18 protein-coding genes and 1 riboswitch are annotated in these 16,556 nt (G+C 36.4%); of the genes, 1 reads left to right on the top strand and 17 read right to left on the bottom strand.

Going from position 1 to position 16,556, the window contains the following annotated elements:
* Positions 1-18: 18 nt before the first annotated feature.
* The 14 genes from ACFXN8_RS01100 to ACFXN8_RS01035 all read right to left on the bottom strand — a co-directional run bounded on the left by ACFXN8_RS01100 (position 19) and on the right by ACFXN8_RS01035 (position 13,728).
* Positions 19-1,980, bottom strand: coding sequence for a methyl-accepting chemotaxis protein (locus tag ACFXN8_RS01100; protein WP_386842090.1), 1,962 nt, complete (start codon positions 1,978-1,980; stop codon positions 19-21).
* 279 nt (positions 1,981-2,259) lie between these two features.
* A complete protein-coding gene (locus ACFXN8_RS01095; RefSeq protein ID WP_386842088.1) occupies positions 2,260-3,939 on the bottom strand; it encodes a methyl-accepting chemotaxis protein in 1,680 nt (559 codons plus the stop codon).
* Between the two features lie 543 nt (positions 3,940-4,482).
* Positions 4,483-5,280, bottom strand: coding sequence for an ABC transporter ATP-binding protein (locus ACFXN8_RS01090; protein ID WP_386842086.1), 798 nt, complete (start codon positions 5,278-5,280; stop codon positions 4,483-4,485).
* Positions 5,281-5,292: 12 nt separating this feature from the next.
* On the bottom strand, positions 5,293-6,069 hold the full coding sequence (locus tag ACFXN8_RS01085) for an ABC transporter ATP-binding protein (RefSeq protein WP_386842084.1): 777 nt from the start codon (positions 6,067-6,069) through the stop codon (positions 5,293-5,295).
* An 11-nt stretch (positions 6,070-6,080) separates the two neighbouring features.
* A complete protein-coding gene (locus ACFXN8_RS01080) occupies positions 6,081-6,890 on the bottom strand; it encodes an ABC transporter permease (protein WP_386842082.1) in 810 nt (269 codons plus the stop codon).
* Position 6,891: 1 nt separating this feature from the next.
* On the bottom strand, positions 6,892-7,845 hold the full coding sequence (nikB, locus tag ACFXN8_RS01075) for a nickel ABC transporter permease (RefSeq protein WP_386842080.1): 954 nt from the start codon (positions 7,843-7,845) through the stop codon (positions 6,892-6,894).
* A gap of 74 nt (positions 7,846-7,919) precedes the next feature.
* Complete coding sequence (gene nikA / locus ACFXN8_RS01070) at positions 7,920-9,539, bottom strand: nickel ABC transporter substrate-binding protein (protein ID WP_386842078.1); 1,620 nt, start codon at positions 9,537-9,539, stop codon at positions 7,920-7,922.
* 245 nt (positions 9,540-9,784) lie between these two features.
* Positions 9,785-9,978, bottom strand: a riboswitch (cobalamin riboswitch).
* A 143-nt stretch (positions 9,979-10,121) separates the two neighbouring features.
* Complete coding sequence (locus ACFXN8_RS01065) at positions 10,122-10,658, bottom strand: DUF1572 family protein (protein ID WP_386842076.1); 537 nt, start codon at positions 10,656-10,658, stop codon at positions 10,122-10,124.
* 173 nt (positions 10,659-10,831) lie between these two features.
* Positions 10,832-11,734 (bottom strand): hypothetical protein, encoded by a 903-nt coding sequence (locus ACFXN8_RS01060; RefSeq protein WP_386842074.1) that lies wholly within the window; start codon positions 11,732-11,734, stop codon positions 10,832-10,834.
* On the bottom strand, positions 11,727-12,245 hold the full coding sequence (locus ACFXN8_RS01055; protein ID WP_386842072.1) for an RNA polymerase sigma factor: 519 nt from the start codon (positions 12,243-12,245) through the stop codon (positions 11,727-11,729). Before ACFXN8_RS01055 ends, ACFXN8_RS01060 begins: the two co-directional genes overlap by 8 nt.
* 106 nt (positions 12,246-12,351) lie before the next feature.
* Positions 12,352-12,960 carry an SCO family protein gene (locus ACFXN8_RS01050; protein WP_386842070.1) on the bottom strand — a complete coding sequence of 203 codons (609 nt, stop codon included), beginning with the start codon at positions 12,958-12,960 and terminating at the stop codon, positions 12,352-12,354.
* 104 nt (positions 12,961-13,064) lie between these two features.
* Positions 13,065-13,187, bottom strand: coding sequence for a YvrJ family protein (locus ACFXN8_RS01045; protein WP_082337366.1), 123 nt, complete (start codon positions 13,185-13,187; stop codon positions 13,065-13,067).
* Positions 13,188-13,275: 88 nt separating this feature from the next.
* On the bottom strand, positions 13,276-13,500 hold the full coding sequence (locus tag ACFXN8_RS01040; RefSeq protein ID WP_376071999.1) for a DUF2922 domain-containing protein: 225 nt from the start codon (positions 13,498-13,500) through the stop codon (positions 13,276-13,278).
* Positions 13,501-13,512: 12 nt separating this feature from the next.
* Complete coding sequence (locus tag ACFXN8_RS01035; RefSeq protein ID WP_053592915.1) at positions 13,513-13,728, bottom strand: DUF1659 domain-containing protein; 216 nt, start codon at positions 13,726-13,728, stop codon at positions 13,513-13,515.
* Between the two features lie 121 nt (positions 13,729-13,849).
* Between ACFXN8_RS01035 and ACFXN8_RS01030 the strand changes: the two genes are divergently transcribed.
* A complete protein-coding gene (locus ACFXN8_RS01030; RefSeq protein WP_386842157.1) occupies positions 13,850-14,278 on the top strand; it encodes a DUF2621 domain-containing protein in 429 nt (142 codons plus the stop codon).
* A gap of 451 nt (positions 14,279-14,729) precedes the next feature.
* On the opposite strand, the gene ACFXN8_RS01025 is transcribed toward ACFXN8_RS01030, so the two are convergent.
* Genes ACFXN8_RS01025 through ACFXN8_RS01015 form a run of 3 tightly spaced genes read right to left on the bottom strand, consistent with a single transcriptional unit; the run spans position 14,730 to position 16,382 of the window.
* Positions 14,730-15,227, bottom strand: coding sequence for a CcdC family protein (locus ACFXN8_RS01025; protein WP_376071985.1), 498 nt, complete (start codon positions 15,225-15,227; stop codon positions 14,730-14,732).
* A gap of 31 nt (positions 15,228-15,258) precedes the next feature.
* Positions 15,259-15,636 carry a response regulator gene (locus tag ACFXN8_RS01020; protein WP_386842067.1) on the bottom strand — a complete coding sequence of 126 codons (378 nt, stop codon included), beginning with the start codon at positions 15,634-15,636 and terminating at the stop codon, positions 15,259-15,261.
* Positions 15,637-15,671: 35 nt separating this feature from the next.
* Positions 15,672-16,382 (bottom strand): cytochrome c biogenesis CcdA family protein, encoded by a 711-nt coding sequence (locus ACFXN8_RS01015; RefSeq protein WP_386842065.1) that lies wholly within the window; start codon positions 16,380-16,382, stop codon positions 15,672-15,674.
* Positions 16,383-16,556: the final 174 nt, after the last annotated feature.

Below are 16,556 nucleotides of genomic sequence, written 5' to 3'. Positions count from 1 at the left end.
CATTTTTTCGTATATCTATTAATATTTAAATTGACTAATGAGCTGTTTTAACTCATCTGCCATATACGCAAGCGCTTGTGCAGAAGCATTAATCTCTTCCATTGAAGCCAATTGTTCCTCTGTAGACGCTGCAACGTCCTCTGAAGCAGTCGCATTTCCGTGTGCTGAGAATGCCAAATCCTCCGTAACGGCTGTTACTTCTTGTACACTTGCTGACATCTGTTCAGAAGCAGAAGATACCTCTTCCATTTTAGGAGTAATTTTATCCATGCTTGTTTTAATCATTTGGAATTTAGTAATGGCTTCATCTGATACTTGTAATCCATTTTGAACATCTTCTGTAACTTTTGCCATGATGTTTACGGATTGTTCTGTTTCTAATTGAATACTATTAATTAGCTCGAAAATTTGCTTTGCAGATTCCTGCGATTGCTCCGCTAACTTTCTTACTTCATCAGCCACAACAGCAAAGCCTTTTCCGTGCTCCCCTGCTCTTGCTGCCTCTATCGCTGCATTGAGTGCAAGTAAGTTCGTTTGATCTGCAATGCTTGTAATTACATCTAAAATGGATGTAATTTGCTTAGAGCGTTCATGTAGTGTTTGAATTTTCGTATTTGAATCGGTCACAGATACATGAATAGACTGCATTTGATCTTTTGTATCCTGGACTGCCTGTCCACCTTCATCTGCTTGTAGCGTCGCGTGCTGTGAAAGATCTGTCACAGTAGAAGAGATCTCCGCAATATGAAGAATAGCCTTGGAAAGCTCCTGTAACGATTCTGCATTCTTATTCGCACTCGTCGTTTGCGTGTCTGCGCTTGAAGCAACATCTTGAATTGAAATGGCCACTTTTTCTGTAGCAATGCTCGTTTGGTTAGCATTGGCTGTTAGCTCTTCTGCCGACGAAGCTACCTCTTCGGCATTTTGTTCAATTTTTTGAATAAGAGTTCTTAAACTGTCTTGCATATCATTAAAAGCTTGACCTAGCTGTCCAATCTCGTCATGGGAAGTGATTGTCACTTTCTCTGTTAAATCACCTTTACTAATGGTTACTGCACTATCTTTTAGTAATCTAATCGGTTTTATAATGGTCTTCATAACAAAAAAGAATACAATCGAACTGATTACAATCGCAGTAATTAATACGAGAAACGTATTTTTCAAAATGGATGATGCTGATTGGTCAATTTCCTTTGCAAAAATTGTCCCTGTGATTTTCCAATTTGTCAGTTCATTCGTTGTAAAGAACATAATACGGTCATCACCGTCAAAGACATATTCAAACGTTCCCGATTTGTCGTCGTATATTTTGTCGAGGAAGCTTTCTTTTAATTCGCCACCCGGTTCTAAAGTCGGATGTGAAATGACCAAATTATTCTCACCAAAAATAGAAGGATATCCATTTTTCCCTATTTTTATAGAGTCCGAAACTTTTTGAAGGTCTGTCAATTTCAAATCAATTGCCACTACCCCAGATTGATCTTTTAGCTGACGAGCAATTGTTACAACCATATCTCCTGTCGCTACATCTTTATAAGGATTCGTTATTAAAGTTTCTCCCTTCAAAGCCATAGCTTCTTTATACCAATCTCTTTCCAAAGGATTGTAATCAGCGCTATTCGATTTTGGTTCTACAAATATTTCTCCGTCATTTGTTCCAAGATAAATGCTTAAAACATCTGGACTCAGCTTCATATATTCTTGAAAATTCGGTAGTATTGTAGTTTCCTTCTGTTCGTACTTAGAAGAATTTATTTCCTCGCTAAAGGTAGCGATTTCATTTATTTTTGTGCTAATAGCACTATCAATTAACGTATTCAAAATTTTAACACTTTCATCTGCACTAAAAAGTATTTCTTCTTTTATCGAATTTTTTGCTGAAAGATACGATAAGCTTCCTACAGAAATAACTGGGATTAGTAAGATAAGAGCAAATAATGTGTAGAGCTTCCCCTTAAAGCTTCCAAATAATCGTTTCATGCAACAGCTCTCCTTTTGTCTTTACGAGTTCTTAAAATGTGTTTTGTCCAATTTTGTGGTTTCTTTTTAGATTCAAAGAATGCCCCCAACACACAACCTCCCCCCTCATATCGATTAAATTTTCTTCTATTGTTTTTATCGGACGAAATACTTAAATTCTAACACTTTTTTTCATTTTTTTGATTTTCTCGACATAAATCGCGCTCTCCACGCCACTATCCACTAAACATAGAACCCCTATGAATCATTCTTTATGTATGATTCATAGGGGTTCTTGTGTCAGTATTTAAATGTTTGAATTGATTCTTGTAAGTCAATCGCCATTTTTGCCAAATGTGTAGAGGCTGCTGCTACTTCTTCCATCGCTGCATTTTGTTCCTCAGAGGATGCTGCAACACTTTGAACATTGCTACTCGATTTCATGGATACTTCGCTAATGAAGTCGATTTCTTTAACAAGTTTTTCAATATCTTGATGGATTGTTCGAATAGCCGCTGTAACTGATTCGGTTTGCGCTTGCACATCATTAATGGCATCGTCAATTTGTATGAAATTATCTCTTGCCACATTTACTTTTTCACGACCAAGCATTACTGAATCATTACTACTGATCATATCTTCCTCGATAATTCTTGTATCTTCAGTAATTTGCAAAACAACCTTTTCAATGTCTACTGCTGCTAAATTCGATTCATCTGCTAGATTCCGTACCTCTTCTGCTACTACAGCGAAGCCCTTACCATGCTCACCACTGCGCGCAGCTTCTATAGAGGCGTTGATAGCCAATAGATTTGTTTGGGTAGCAATATTTTTAATAACATTGACTGCTGAGACGATTGCTGCTGTATTGTCATCTAAGTCTTTAACACGTGTACTTAGCTCTGCTGTATTATCCGCAATGTCATTCATCTGTTCAATGACATTACGAACTGAAGAACGTCCTATGCTAGCCATATTTTTAGTTTCCACCGTTGCATCGTTCACATGATCAATACTTGTTGATATGTCATTCATTTTTTTCAAAATGTGTGAGGATAAGTTTCGTACATCACCTGTCAATGTATCCTGTTCTTCAATACCGTGTGCAATATCTTGGATCGATTCTGAGACAACTTCTGTTGCCTGTGTCACTTCCATACTACTCGCTGTGAGCTGCTCGGATGTTGCTGCTACCTGTTCAGATGAATTACCAACTTGCTTCATCGTATGTCTAAGTTTTTCCGCCATTGAATTAAAGGAAGCTGCCAGCTGGGCAAACTCATCTTTTGTTTTAAATTGCAGGTGCGTTTGTAGATTGCCAGTTGAGAATTTGTCCATTTCTATTACTGTTTGTTGAATATTTTTCGCTACTCTTCGACCAAAAACTGTCGCAATTATAATGCTTATAAGTAAGGAGACCATTGCTAGTACAGCAATCTCTTTGCCACTTCTGTCGCCTTTTTGCTTTGTAGCCTCTATACGAGCCTGCATTTCATCCTGCTGAACGGTTGCCATCGTTTTCCCAAACTCAACAAGCTTTAGAGAACCTTTCCCTAAAACCGGTAATGCCAACTGCTGGGCTTGCTGTTTTTCACCACTTTGAAAAAGCGGTACAATTTGTTCATCTAAAGGCTCTTCCCATGCCTCTAACTGCTTTAAAAACTGTTCAAAGTCCGTATTTTTATGTTCAAGTTCTTCAATACGCTGAATAGATTTATGTAAAGTTTCTCGTATTTCAAGATGGTTGTTGAGCATGTCTTCTTTACCATATAACATATACCCTCGAATGGCAGCATTTGCACGAACCGTTTGAAAGGAAATATCATTATACAAGTTCATTAATTCCGTATTTTTTTCGATTTCCGCAAGTGTGTGTTTATTATCATTTAAAAAGTACATGGCAATACTAGTAATTAGTAATAGAAATACTAAAACTATACCAAAAGCAAATTGCAGTTTTCGTTCTACCGTTGATTTCATACGACTCCCTCTATTCCACTATTAACATTAATCCTCTTAAGTATAGCCTAATCATACCTTTTATCCTATAAGAAGTGCGTCTTTTTTCATAAATTAACACTAAAATTTTACAAAAATTAAAACACATCTCCAAATGTCTTGACTTCTGTAAATTCTATATGGCTGTTTTTAGTAGTTAATGGGGCTTTTTTTGGCACATCACTAGATTAGAGATGCCATATTTTTAATATAGCCAATCTAGATGTGAAGGTTATTCCTCTAGCTGCATTTTAGAAGAAAAACAGATAGTGACTGCATTAAAAGCGGTTGCCACTCCTATTTGGCCTCGGATGAATACATAGATGGTAATGCAAATTAATGGTTCTCATACGATTTATGTACGAAATCATTGCTAATGAGCGAACACAGCAGTAGCCTTTGAAATCACAACATCTATTGACGAAGAAGCTTCGATGTATCAGCTTTATTTTGCATAGAAAAACAGCAAAAAATCGTAGCTATAAAATTGGCTACGATTTTTATTTTTTTGATTCTTCTCTTAGGCTAGCACGTCTTTTGTCTGTCCCTGGGATGCATAGGCAGAATAGCGTTGAATAGTTCGAGTGAAGCGGGGTGTTTAAATGGATCGTCCTTGTTTATTTCCTCAACAAGTCGACCTTTATGCATCACTAGTATTCTATCTGATATAAAGCGTGTTACATGTAAATCATGAGAAATAAAAATATAAGATAGCTTCAGTTGCTTTTGTAGTGATTGTAGTAGTTGCAATATATTTTTCTGCAATATCATATCGAGGCTACTGATAGCCTCATCTAACACAATAAGTTTGGGGTTTATAGCAATTGCTCTAGCAATATTTACGCGTTGCTGTTGACCTCCACTAAGCTGTGAAGGATATTTATTGGCATTATTGCTTTCTAACTCAACACAGTTCAGTAGCTCCTCGACCTTACGTTGCCTTTCGCTTTTGGAAAAATTCTCGAAATTAAGAAATGGTTCTTCTATTATCTCTGCAATAGTTTGCTTTGGATTAAAGGAGTTAAAGCTATTTTGAAAAACAGCTTGTAAATCTCTGCGAATTTCCTTTTTTTCTTTAGAGCTAGCTTGATATAAATTCACATTATTAAATCGTATAATCCCACTCGTTGGATTCTCTATGCCCAAAATGATCCGAGCTAATGTACTTTTTCCTGAGCCACTTTGACCGACCACTCCTAAGCATTCGCCTTCCTGAAGTGAAAATGTAACCTGTTGTAATACTGGTGCTTCTTGCTTTTTTTGTATAAATGACTGTCTCTGATGATAGTACTTCTCAACATTCGTCACCTCTAATAGAGCCATCTACTACCTCCTCTAAAAAGTGATTCTCGATTGTAAAAGTTTCTTTGTATACCAATGCTGTGGCGCGTCAAAAAAATCAAAGACATTCGCCTGCTCGATGAGTTCTCCCTTATACATAACAGCAACTTCATCGGCAATTTCAGCAATAACACCAAGATCATGTGTGACGATAATAATCGCTGCATCGGTGTTATTTCGAATTTGATTGAACAATGATAGTATTTTCTTTTGATTGACTGTATCAAGAGCTGTTGTAGGTTCATCGGCAATATATAATTTAGGTTGCATCGCAAAAGAAAGAGCAATCATAACACGTTGTAACATCCCTCCACTTAATTGGAAAGGATAATATTGCAATAGCTTTTCCGGATTAGGTAAATTTACTTTATTCATTGCGGAAATAGCTACCTGTCTTATTTCTTTTTTATTCATGACGTAATGCGCTTTTATTGTTTCCCGAAAATGCCTTTCTATTGTTTGATTACTATCAAACGCTACCAATGGATTTTGTGTAATCATCGATATGTGCCTTCCTCGGTAATCTCTTAATCTTTCTTTGGTTACAGATGTTAAATCAGTATTTTGATATAAAATTTGGCCCGTCGATTTTGCCATAGCCGGAAGAGATTGCATAATTGCTTGACATAACATTGACTTACCACTACCGCTTTCACCGATAAGCCCTAATATACGTCCTTTATTTGCAGTTAAATTAATAGCAGATAGGATTTCCTGCTCTCCTATTTGCACATTTAAATCTTTGACTTGTAATAAGATTTTTCTTTCCATAGCTATCCCTTTCAATGACCAACTTTCTTGTTATGACCAGATAAAATAGTAAATAATAGGACTACGATGATTATGGCCGCACCTGGATAAAGCATAAGCTCAGGATGTAGTCGAATATACTGTTTGCCCTCACTAATCATCATTCCCCACTCAGGAGTAGGAGCTTGAACACCTAATCCAATAAATGAAAAGCCAGCAATTTCTAAAATGACTTTTCCTAAATCGAAAGAAATAATAGTCAGCATCGGCGCCATTATATTTGGCACGAAATGACGTAGGATTAGCTTCACTCCTGAAGTTCCACTAATTTTTGCAGCTTTTATAAATTCTTTTTCACGAACGCTTATAAATAGGCCTCTTAAAATTCTTGAATAATAAATAGTTTGAGTAACAATAAGGGCCAATAAGACATTTCTTAAGCTTGGACCCAAAATACCTAGTAGTCCAAATGCAAGAACAAGCGTTGGGAAAGCTAATAAAACATCACAGATGCGAATAAATAAATAATCAATGATCCCTCTCTTAAAAGCCACTATTGCCCCGATACATATAGCAAAAAAGCTTGCTATTAATTGAATGAATATAGCTGACCCTAAAGAATAGCGAATACCTAACAGTATACGTGAAAGTATACATCGACCTAAATGATCTGTGCCGAGAGGATATGCCCATGATGGTTCTAAAAACTTCTTAGAGACGTCTACTAAAAAAGGATCATTCGGCATGATCAACGGCGCAAAAAGCCCCATTATCCCAATAAATGTAAGAAGAGATATACTAGTCAATTGTTTACCGTTTAAACTTTTATGTAATTTAATCACTCTACTCTCTCCCCCTCACCATCATTAGCTGCGGGTCAAGAACTCGATGTAATATATCTGTACATAAATTAGCAAAAACATAGATGATAGCAATTATAAGAACATAACATTGCACAACTGGATAATCCCTATTAATAATTGATTCTATTAAGTAGCGACCTAAACCAGGCCAGCTAAATACCTGCTCGACAATAACTGCCCCACCCAATAAATTCCCAAGTGTCATACCAAGCATCGTCGTCAGTGGAATAGCAGCATTTTTGAAGACATGTCGACTGAGAATAACAGATTGTTTTAACCCCCGTAAATGTGCATACTGAACATAATATTTTTGTAATTCTTCTATGACACTTGTACGAATTGCTTGAACAAACAACCCAAGAGTTGGTAATGCCAAAGATACGGCTGGTAAAATTATATGTAACATCGTCCCTTTACCATTTGTCGGGAAAATGCCAAGCTTCAAACTAAATAAGTACAGAAGAAAAAAACCTACCCAAAAAGTTGGGATGGATACACTGATAATAGATAATAAGCCTACAATCCTATCAAATACGGAATTTTTATAAAGAGCACTTATAATACCAAGAGGAATACTAAAGCAAAGAATACATACAAATGCAGCTAGGGCTAATTGAAAAGTTGCCGGTAGTTTTTCTACTATTTCTTGAGCAACGGGTAATTTACTCACAAACGATGTACCAAAATCGAAGTGTAACACACCTTTTAGCCATATAAAATATTGAATAGACAAAGATTGATCAGTGCCTAATTCCGATCGTAGCGCCTGTATTGCTTCTGCTGTCGGGGCGACTCCTGACAGTCTAAGTATGACCTCCGCTGGCTCTACTGGAACAAAACGAATAAATAAAAAGGTCATGATTGAAACTCCTAGTAAAACAAATGGTAATGTAATTACTCGTTTTAGACAAAAAAGCCAAATTGATTCGTACATTTTTTCATCACTTCCCTAGTCTTCATAGTGCAAAAAGAGAGGAGTCATAATAGACCCACTCTCTTTTCATTCTCTTACTTTACATCCATTTGAGCATAAGGAATATCATATTCAGATGCACGGGGGTTAAAATCTTTCAAATATTTATGGTAAATAACATTATTCGTTTCATATGAAATTGGATAAAATAATGCTTGGTCATGGAACATTGTTAAAATATCTTTATACAATTGCACACGTTCCGCTTCATCTGTCCCAATTAATAATTGATGTATTTTGTCATCAATTTGTGTTGCATTTTCTAGGCCTAATTTCGCTTCATAAACACCATTTGCATTCGGTGTTGCTGATTCGTTTGCGAAGCTGTGTGGGTCTGTTGGTGGACCGTTTGTGCGCCAGAAATTAATATCTACTTGATTATCCATTAATTTTTGGAGCCCTACCATTACATCAGCGCCTTCAAGTTTTAATTGAACGCCTATTTTAGCTAATTCCCCTTGCATTAATTCTGCCATGGGTTTTTGGATAGCATCTGTGGCAATATAGATTAAATCTAATGTAAGAGGTTGCCCATTTTTAGAACGGATTTTATCACCATTTTTTAATGTCCAACCTGCTTCATCTAATAACTGCTCGGCTTTTTCTGGATTAAATAGGATTGGTTTTAACTCAATATTGGCATATGGAATAGCATCCCAAAACAGTGTATTGGCAACCTTTTCTGTACCATGGGTAATACTTTCAACCATTTGTTCTTTATTAACAGCGTATTGAATAGCCTGACGTACTTTTAATTCTGCTAAAGGACCAGATTGTGTATTAAAAAGTAATGCACGTGTAGATAAAGGTTCAGATACAGCCGTTTTGTATTGATTGCTGTCTTTTAAGAAAGTGTAGTTATCTAAGCTAATAATGCCACGACCATAAATTAAGTCTAATTCTTCATTTTCAAATGCCAGTGAAATAGATTCTGAATCTGGTATAATTTTCACTTTTACTTTGTCTACTAGTGGCTTTTCACCCCAATAATGTTCGTTGCGGCTAAAAAGTGCATATTGATCTTTTTTATATTCGGTTAATACCCATGGACCTGTTCCAACCGGAGCTTTAATACCTTTATTTGTTGCATCTCCCTCATGGAATCCGTTATCCCCTAAGAAGCGAAATGGTCGCACAAAAGCCAGTTCATTTAATACAGGGTAATAGGGTGCATCTAATTGAAGACGAATTGTATAGTCATCTTCTTTCACAACATCTACAATATGATTCACCATTCCCATCCAAGAGTGTGTATCACGATCTGCTAAAACTGCATTAAAATTACGAATAACATTATCTGCATTAAAGACTGTCCCATCAGAGTATTTTACATCTTGTCTAAGATGAAATATGTAAGCTGTTTTATCGTCAGAAATTTCCCAGCTCTCCGCTAATTTCGGCGATATTGTCCCGTCATCGTTATATTCTACTAATGATTCATATACCATTGCTTGCGCAGTCATTTGGTTTGGTAAATAGGTATGCGGATTTAAAGGCCCTATATCTAGCGGCCAGCCAATTGTTATCATTTTTCCTTCATTATTATTTTTGCTAGAAGTTTTACTTCCATTACCTTCACTCGAGCTTGAACAGCCTGCTAAAATCGTTAACATCAGTATTAGAATGAACGGTAATAATTTTTTAAAAAATATCATTATGATTGCTCCTGTCTATTCTTGGGTGTTAGAAAATTAAAATATATATGTTTCTCCACTATACTTCTAACTTGAAATACAAAGTAATCGTCATTACTTTGCTCTCTCTTTATTTACACCTCACTTTGATGTAAATTACTTAGATTAGAAAAAGGCATAAAAAAAATCCTTATTCCACGTGAATAAGGATAGAAAAACTCATTATTAAAAGCCTTCCATCCATCTCCCTATCTTTCGTAGATCTACAATGAATCATACTACAAGCAGGCATTCTGGCTTATGAATCTTCATTTTGCTTCACCTTCCCGAGTACTTACTCAGTGGTATTTGAAACAAAACTCCTCATTTACAGCTGCGGGACAGCATGGGATTTACACCCATTTTCCTTTAAATTAAGTGAAAAAGTTTTTTCACTCAAACTTGTAATGTTACATATTAAATTTTGTATTAAACATAACACGCTTCAAAGATACACGTCAATTTTATTTTCTGAATATAATAAAGTTTTGCGATTTTTAAACAAAGATATGTATGTATATTCCATCAAAAAAGCCATCTCACACTAGTGAGACGGCCCCATTTCTATTGTTGATGTTTTTTTAACATTGATTCTGTGAAAGGCTGAGATTGTCCCTTTGGAATACTTATTGTTTGCCACTCAGAACCCTTTACTTGCTTAGCAATGCAAACGATTTGACCGACATGTTGTGAATAATGGGACATTTGTCTTTCAATCGCATCTATCACGGAATGTCGTTCTCCCCTTATCGTTACAAACCCTTGTAAATCAGCTTCCGTTAATTTTTGTAAAGCATCTAAAAATACTTGCCAGCCCTTTTCCCATACTGTCATTACCTCTTCTTTTGTCTGAAGGCTATCCATAAATTCATCATCACGATTTCTCGTTGATTTCTCACCATCTGTCGTAAGAAAGTCAGTCCATCTCGATATCATATTTCCACTAACGTGTTTTACAATCACTGCGATACTATTTGAATCTTCATTATACGCCCAGTGCAATTGGGCCTCTTCCAGTTGGTCGAGTGTTTTATCGCCTAGCTCTTTGACACTTCTAAATCTTTTCTGGACAACATTTAAATACGTTTGCGCTACTGTCATTGTTGAACCCCCCATCCCTTTTCTACTATTTTAATATAGACTGAATGAGATGTGTCATTTTGGTAACTAGTTGTTGCCAAAAATAAAGTATTACTTACTCACGAGGGGTTCTTTATCACCACTGATCGCTCCCCCCTCACCAATCGAGCTTTAGCAGGCAGTTATTTTCCACATTACTTCTTTGCTTTCGCTGAATTTATGTGCGAGATAAATTCCCTCGCAAGAGCAACCATTTTTTCTTGTGCTTCCTGTTGATCACCATTTAATTGATAGCCTATTTGATATGCATAGCCATTATAATACGTATAAAACTCATTGGCTTTTGTACTCATTTGATAAATACGCTTGTCTGCCTCATCATAATTATAGTATACATACGCGAAACCTTTATCCGGTGTCATCGCATGATAATACAAAGGATCCATAAAATTCAAACCTACATTCGTGATTTCCCCTGAAAACTCCTGACTATCTTCCGTAACTTTATAGTTTACTGGATTATGATTTACATTTGTTACTGTCAAAATAATATATTGACGATCCACTCCAGTGAGAGACTTTTCTTTATAACTAAATTGAAATTGCTTTTGCAGGCTACCATCTTGCATCTCTGATGTTACCGCATAGACCTCTTGTAGATTTGATTTAAACGGAAGATCTTCAGGGTCTATTAAATGGACAGCATTCCCCATAGTAGCTGCCACTGCTTGCATAGCCTCGAAGCCTTGAAGCGGTGCATAAAATTTGATATTTTCGCGGTGAATAAATTGATCTGCTATTTGAAAATACTGACTGAACGTTGTCTCTGTTCCTTCAACTTCTGTTTTAAATAAATCAGTGAATGATTGTTTTTCTTCTTCATGAAGTATTTCTGTCGTTAAATGATCCATCGGTTTCGAAGCTTGCCATGCAATAAATAGTAAGATAGAGCATGTCATCATGACCGCCAGTGCACGATGCGGCCAAAGTTTTTTTGATGGATACGGCTCTTGCCGAACCTGTTGTCGAACCTTTTGAATGATTGCTTCTTTATGTGCTGAGACATCCTTCAATACGTGCATTGTATGCTTATCCATGGAAAAGTACCTCCCATTCAATATGCTGTAAGTCTACTTTTAATAATTCCTTCCCTTTCTTTAAACGAGATTTAACGGTACCCTCAGGAATTGCCAGTAGTTCTGCTATCTGCTTGATCGTCATCTCCTCCAAATAAAAATAGACAATTGCTTCACGTTGCTTTATTGGTAACCGTAAAATGGCTTCATCTAAAAGAGCTTGTTCATCTTGACGAATGAGTGTATCTTGTAAAACAGTTTTTTGTTTGGCAAAAAAATTATGCTGAAATGTAATTTTTCGATAAGCCCAGCTTTTTAAGTAATCCTTACATTTATTAATGGTCATGCGTGCTAAATAAGCCTTCATTTCTCCTCTTTCTTCATAATGCTTTTGGTGATGATAAAATTTAATAAATACATCTTGAACAATATCCTCAGCTATTCGTAGATCTTTCGTATAGTAGTAAGCGATTCGAAATAAATGATCTGTATGTAGTTCCATTAGTTGCTCTAAATATTCTGTATCAGACAAAATCTTTCCCTCCTTCTACACTATAAACGAGGCTACAGTTATAAAAGATTAAATTTCAACAAAAAAAACCGTCTCTTCATTAATTGAGACGGTTTCCTTCTATCCATTATAAATTTTCATCAATATATGTTTCTATATCTGATGCAATTGTGTCAATTGGGACATCCTCTGGATTCTCCGCAAATCCTGAATACATTTTTACGATTACACCATCTTTATCGACTAAGAAAAATTGATTCCCATGAACGACTTGGTCGCTGTTAGGATCATTTCTGACGATTATTTTTGTTGATTTTACAGCGAACTGCTCGATATATTTTTGTGAATAACCAGTAAGTAGATTCCATTTTGATTGATCTGGAACATTATATTTTTTCAAATAATCAGCTAATACTTGTGGTTTATCTACGTCAGGATCAACTGAAAACGCAACAATATTATAATCTTCCACACCTTTTTTCTTCAGCTTCTCTTGAACTTGCGTCATATTATAAGACATTGGTGGACAAATTGATGTACAATTCGTGAAAATATACATACCAATCCATGGTTTTCCTTTTAAACTCTCTAAAGAAACTGTTTCTCCACGTTGATTGACATGTTCAAAATCTGGTAATTCCATGTTATAATCTGCTTTAAACTTTGAATTTCCACATGCACTAAGCACAGCTGCTAATGCAAAAAGTAGAACAAGTCCAATTATTTTATTTCTCATCTTTAACACGCTCCCTACTTACACTATCCCCATCCTATCGTACGATGTAAATATTGACAAGGACACTCAAGTGACAGCTTTCGTACATCTTTGTGAAATCGATTTCACTTTAAGGAAACAAGCGCATCATGAATTGCATCTAATTTCACTTCTACCCGGTGCAGTAAATAAAACGACACTAAGATAGGAAAACCGATATCCGATATCATGTTTAACCACTGTTCCATGTTGGTCCCTCCTTCCCTGCAAGATACATAAGACTGACATTGCTGAAAATGGTCCTTGCAGTACATTCTGCAAAGACCATTTTTTTGGTTATTCGAACTCTAAATCAAATTCTGTTACTTGTCGATCAACGATGCGAGCCCCACTCATCGCAACGAGAGTGCCAGCTTGTCCATCAAAAACGTTTTTAGCGATGATCGTTTGCATTACTTTTTGAATTTCTTCCGCTGTTACCTTTGGCTTCGGTGCATCAATCGCAAATGTTGCCGTTTTCCCTGCCGCTGTTTCAAATTGCAGCTCTAAAACTTGTGTCATAGCTTTCCCTCCTTAGGATAAATCTGTTGTTTCTTGTTTTACAATGCTGTCTAGTGCGTGTGAAGATAGACTTGCAATGGCATATGCTACTTCTACTAAATCCTCTGCCGTATGCGAGCTGTTTAAATTGCGGTACGTTTTTGTTGTGAACATGGGCTCGTTTTGGGCATTGTGTCCAGCGACATACTTTAAACGCAGTGTAGCACCTAAGAAATTGACTTTTGCCATGGAGGTCACCTCCTTTCTTACTCAATATATACTGACTTATTGCTAAAAAAGGGACATTTAGGATGAATTTTTTTATGTAAGCTTTTATAATAGAGTGAGAGAAGGCAAAGAGGTGAACGATTTGTTAAATGGTTGGTTTTTATGGTTTATCCTATTTTGGGTAGTTGTACTTATTTCATTTATGGCGATAGGCGGATTTTTCATGTTCCGCAAATTTTTAAAGGCATTACCGAAGCAGGATGGTAAATCCGATTTAGATTGGCAAGAGTATTATTTAGATAAAACCATTCATTTATGGGGACAACCTGAGAAGGAGCTTTTATATGAACTTGTAAGCCCTGTACCTGAGCTATTTAGACAAGTAGCAAAGGAAAAAATAGCAGGAAAAATTGGCGAGCTTGCTTTAGAAGAAAAAGCACCTTCTATTAACCACGATTTGATTATTCGTGGCTACATTCAAGCAACGCCAAAGCGTGACCATAAATTTTTACGTAAAAAATTAGATGAAATGAAAATTGACATCGCCCCATATGAACATCTATTTGATTAAAGAAACGCTGCACATTTTAGATGTGCAGCGTTTTTCTGCCCTTAGATAAGTTTTTTCAATAAGTTTTTCCTGGATCCTATCCGTCGCTCTGTTTTATATCCTTCGCTTTGGCACTTTCATCCGTCGCTTTTGTCTTACTTTCCGTCGCTCGGATGACTCTTTCCGTCACTTCGGCAATCCTATCCGTCGCTTGGACGACTCTTTCCGTCACTTCGACGATTCTATCCGTCACTCTGATTTCTATCCTTCACTTTGACTCTTTCATCCGTCGCTTTTGCCTTTCATTCCGTCGCTCGGACAACTCTTTCCGTCACTCTGGCAATTCGATCCGCTCTGTTTTATATCCTTCACTTTGGATCTTTCATTCCGTCATTCGAACCGCTCTATCCATCAGCCAAATTGCGTTCAATAAAAAAACTACACTAGATAAAATCTCTAGTGTAGTTTTCCATTAAATATTCTTCAGCGGAATTGTTTTTTTGATTTTTATAAATTGAATAAGCATTGCGATTCGCCAAGGGAGTAACATAGCGAATGCTAAAATCCAAAACATTCCTGCTAATTCACCAACGTCAATGGAGCTACTTAATATCATTTTTGCAATTACACGGAACACTAATAGTCCGATTAGTATAAAAACGAATGCTTTTGAACGTTTTAAATAAATATCTTGACCTTTTACTTCAAATTTAGAAGTGGCAATTAAGATTGTTGAGAACACCACGCCGACTGCTACCGCTTCAAGAATTTGCATGGGTGGCACTCGAAACTGTTCAAATAAAAACATTAACGCACCTGAAGACATCGCAATAGGTGGAATGATAATTTTCTTCTCATTTGTCGGTTTCTTAGATGCACGCATACGAATAACCATGACAAAGGTACCCATAAAAATGGCCATTATGGTTGAACCTATTACATAATATTGAGAAGGGATATTGTCAAACATAAAATTTCCTCCTCTAATGTCGTTAACAATTTTATCCAAGTAATTGATCAACTACAGCTTTTAATCTTTCTGGCTCGAAAGGTTTTGTCATAAAATCCTTTGCACCACTTTCAATTGCTTCTACGATTAACTTCTGTTGTCCTAAAGCTGTAATCATAATTATTTTTGCATCTGGAAATTCAGGGATGATTTCTTTTACTGCTGCTATACCTGTCATAACGGGCATTGTTACATCCATCGTTACTAGATCTGGTTGTAACTCACGATACATCGCCACAGCTTCTTTACCATTCACTGCCTTGCCGACTACCTCATAACCCCATTCAGTAAACATATTACTTATTGCAACACGCATAAAAAGCGTATCATCCACTACTAAAACTGTAGGCACATGTTCATCTCCCTCCACGTTAAAGTACGGTATTGCCTCTTTAGTTTAGCAGATTAGAAGCCTGTAAATCCACCAAAAATAGGCTGTAAAATGCGTGTTAAATACGATAATCCGTCAAAGAATAACAATACACCAACGACAATCATAATATAGCCGCCGATTTTCACGATTTTTTGGCTGTGTGTACGAATCCAAGTCATACGTGCTATAAAGAAAGATAACACAAAGAACGGAATCGCAAAACCTAAATAATAAGCTAACATATAGCTAAATCCTGCTGTTGGATTTGCACTTGCTAATGCAATAATCGATGCTAAAATTGGACCTGTACAAGGCGTCCAACCAGCCGCAAAGGCTATTCCGATTAATACCGATCCAAAATAACCAGATGGTCGGTTTTTAAATTGGAATTTTCGGTCCTTCATTAAAAAGTCAATTTGTAGTAATCCCACAATCATTAATCCAAATACAACGATTAAAATGGCTCCAACCTGACGTAATAATGTTTTATAATTAAGGAAGAACTCGGCTGCTAATGATGCACTTAGACCAATCAAAATAAAGATGATTGAAAATCCTAGTAAAAAGAACAGGGTGTGCAAAACTGCACGCTTTTGCATCATACCTCGTTCCGATTTTAGCTCGTCTAATGTCATACCTGTTATGTATGATAAAAATGCTGGATACAGCGGTAGAGTACATGGTGAAATAAAGCTTAAAAACCCTGCACCTAAAGCTAGAAATACGTTAATATCAGTTTCCATATTTTCTCACTCGCTCCTTACAGTTACTGTCTCCATCGTACCAAAAATCACTGTAAATTGCGCCCTTCTTGTTTGTGAACGTTTCATGGCAAAAAGGTGTTGAAAAAGTGAAGTTCCATCATATTTTCATACAAATTTAATGTTCAAACTTTATTATATCAACGAGTAGTTGTT

Source organism: Lysinibacillus sp. NPDC059133, assembly GCF_042755925.1.
Classification (GTDB): Bacteria; Bacillota; Bacilli; order Bacillales_A; family Planococcaceae; genus Lysinibacillus.
The sequence above is the reverse complement of the archived record's forward strand: the minus strand, read 5'-3'. Positions and strand labels throughout refer to the sequence as shown.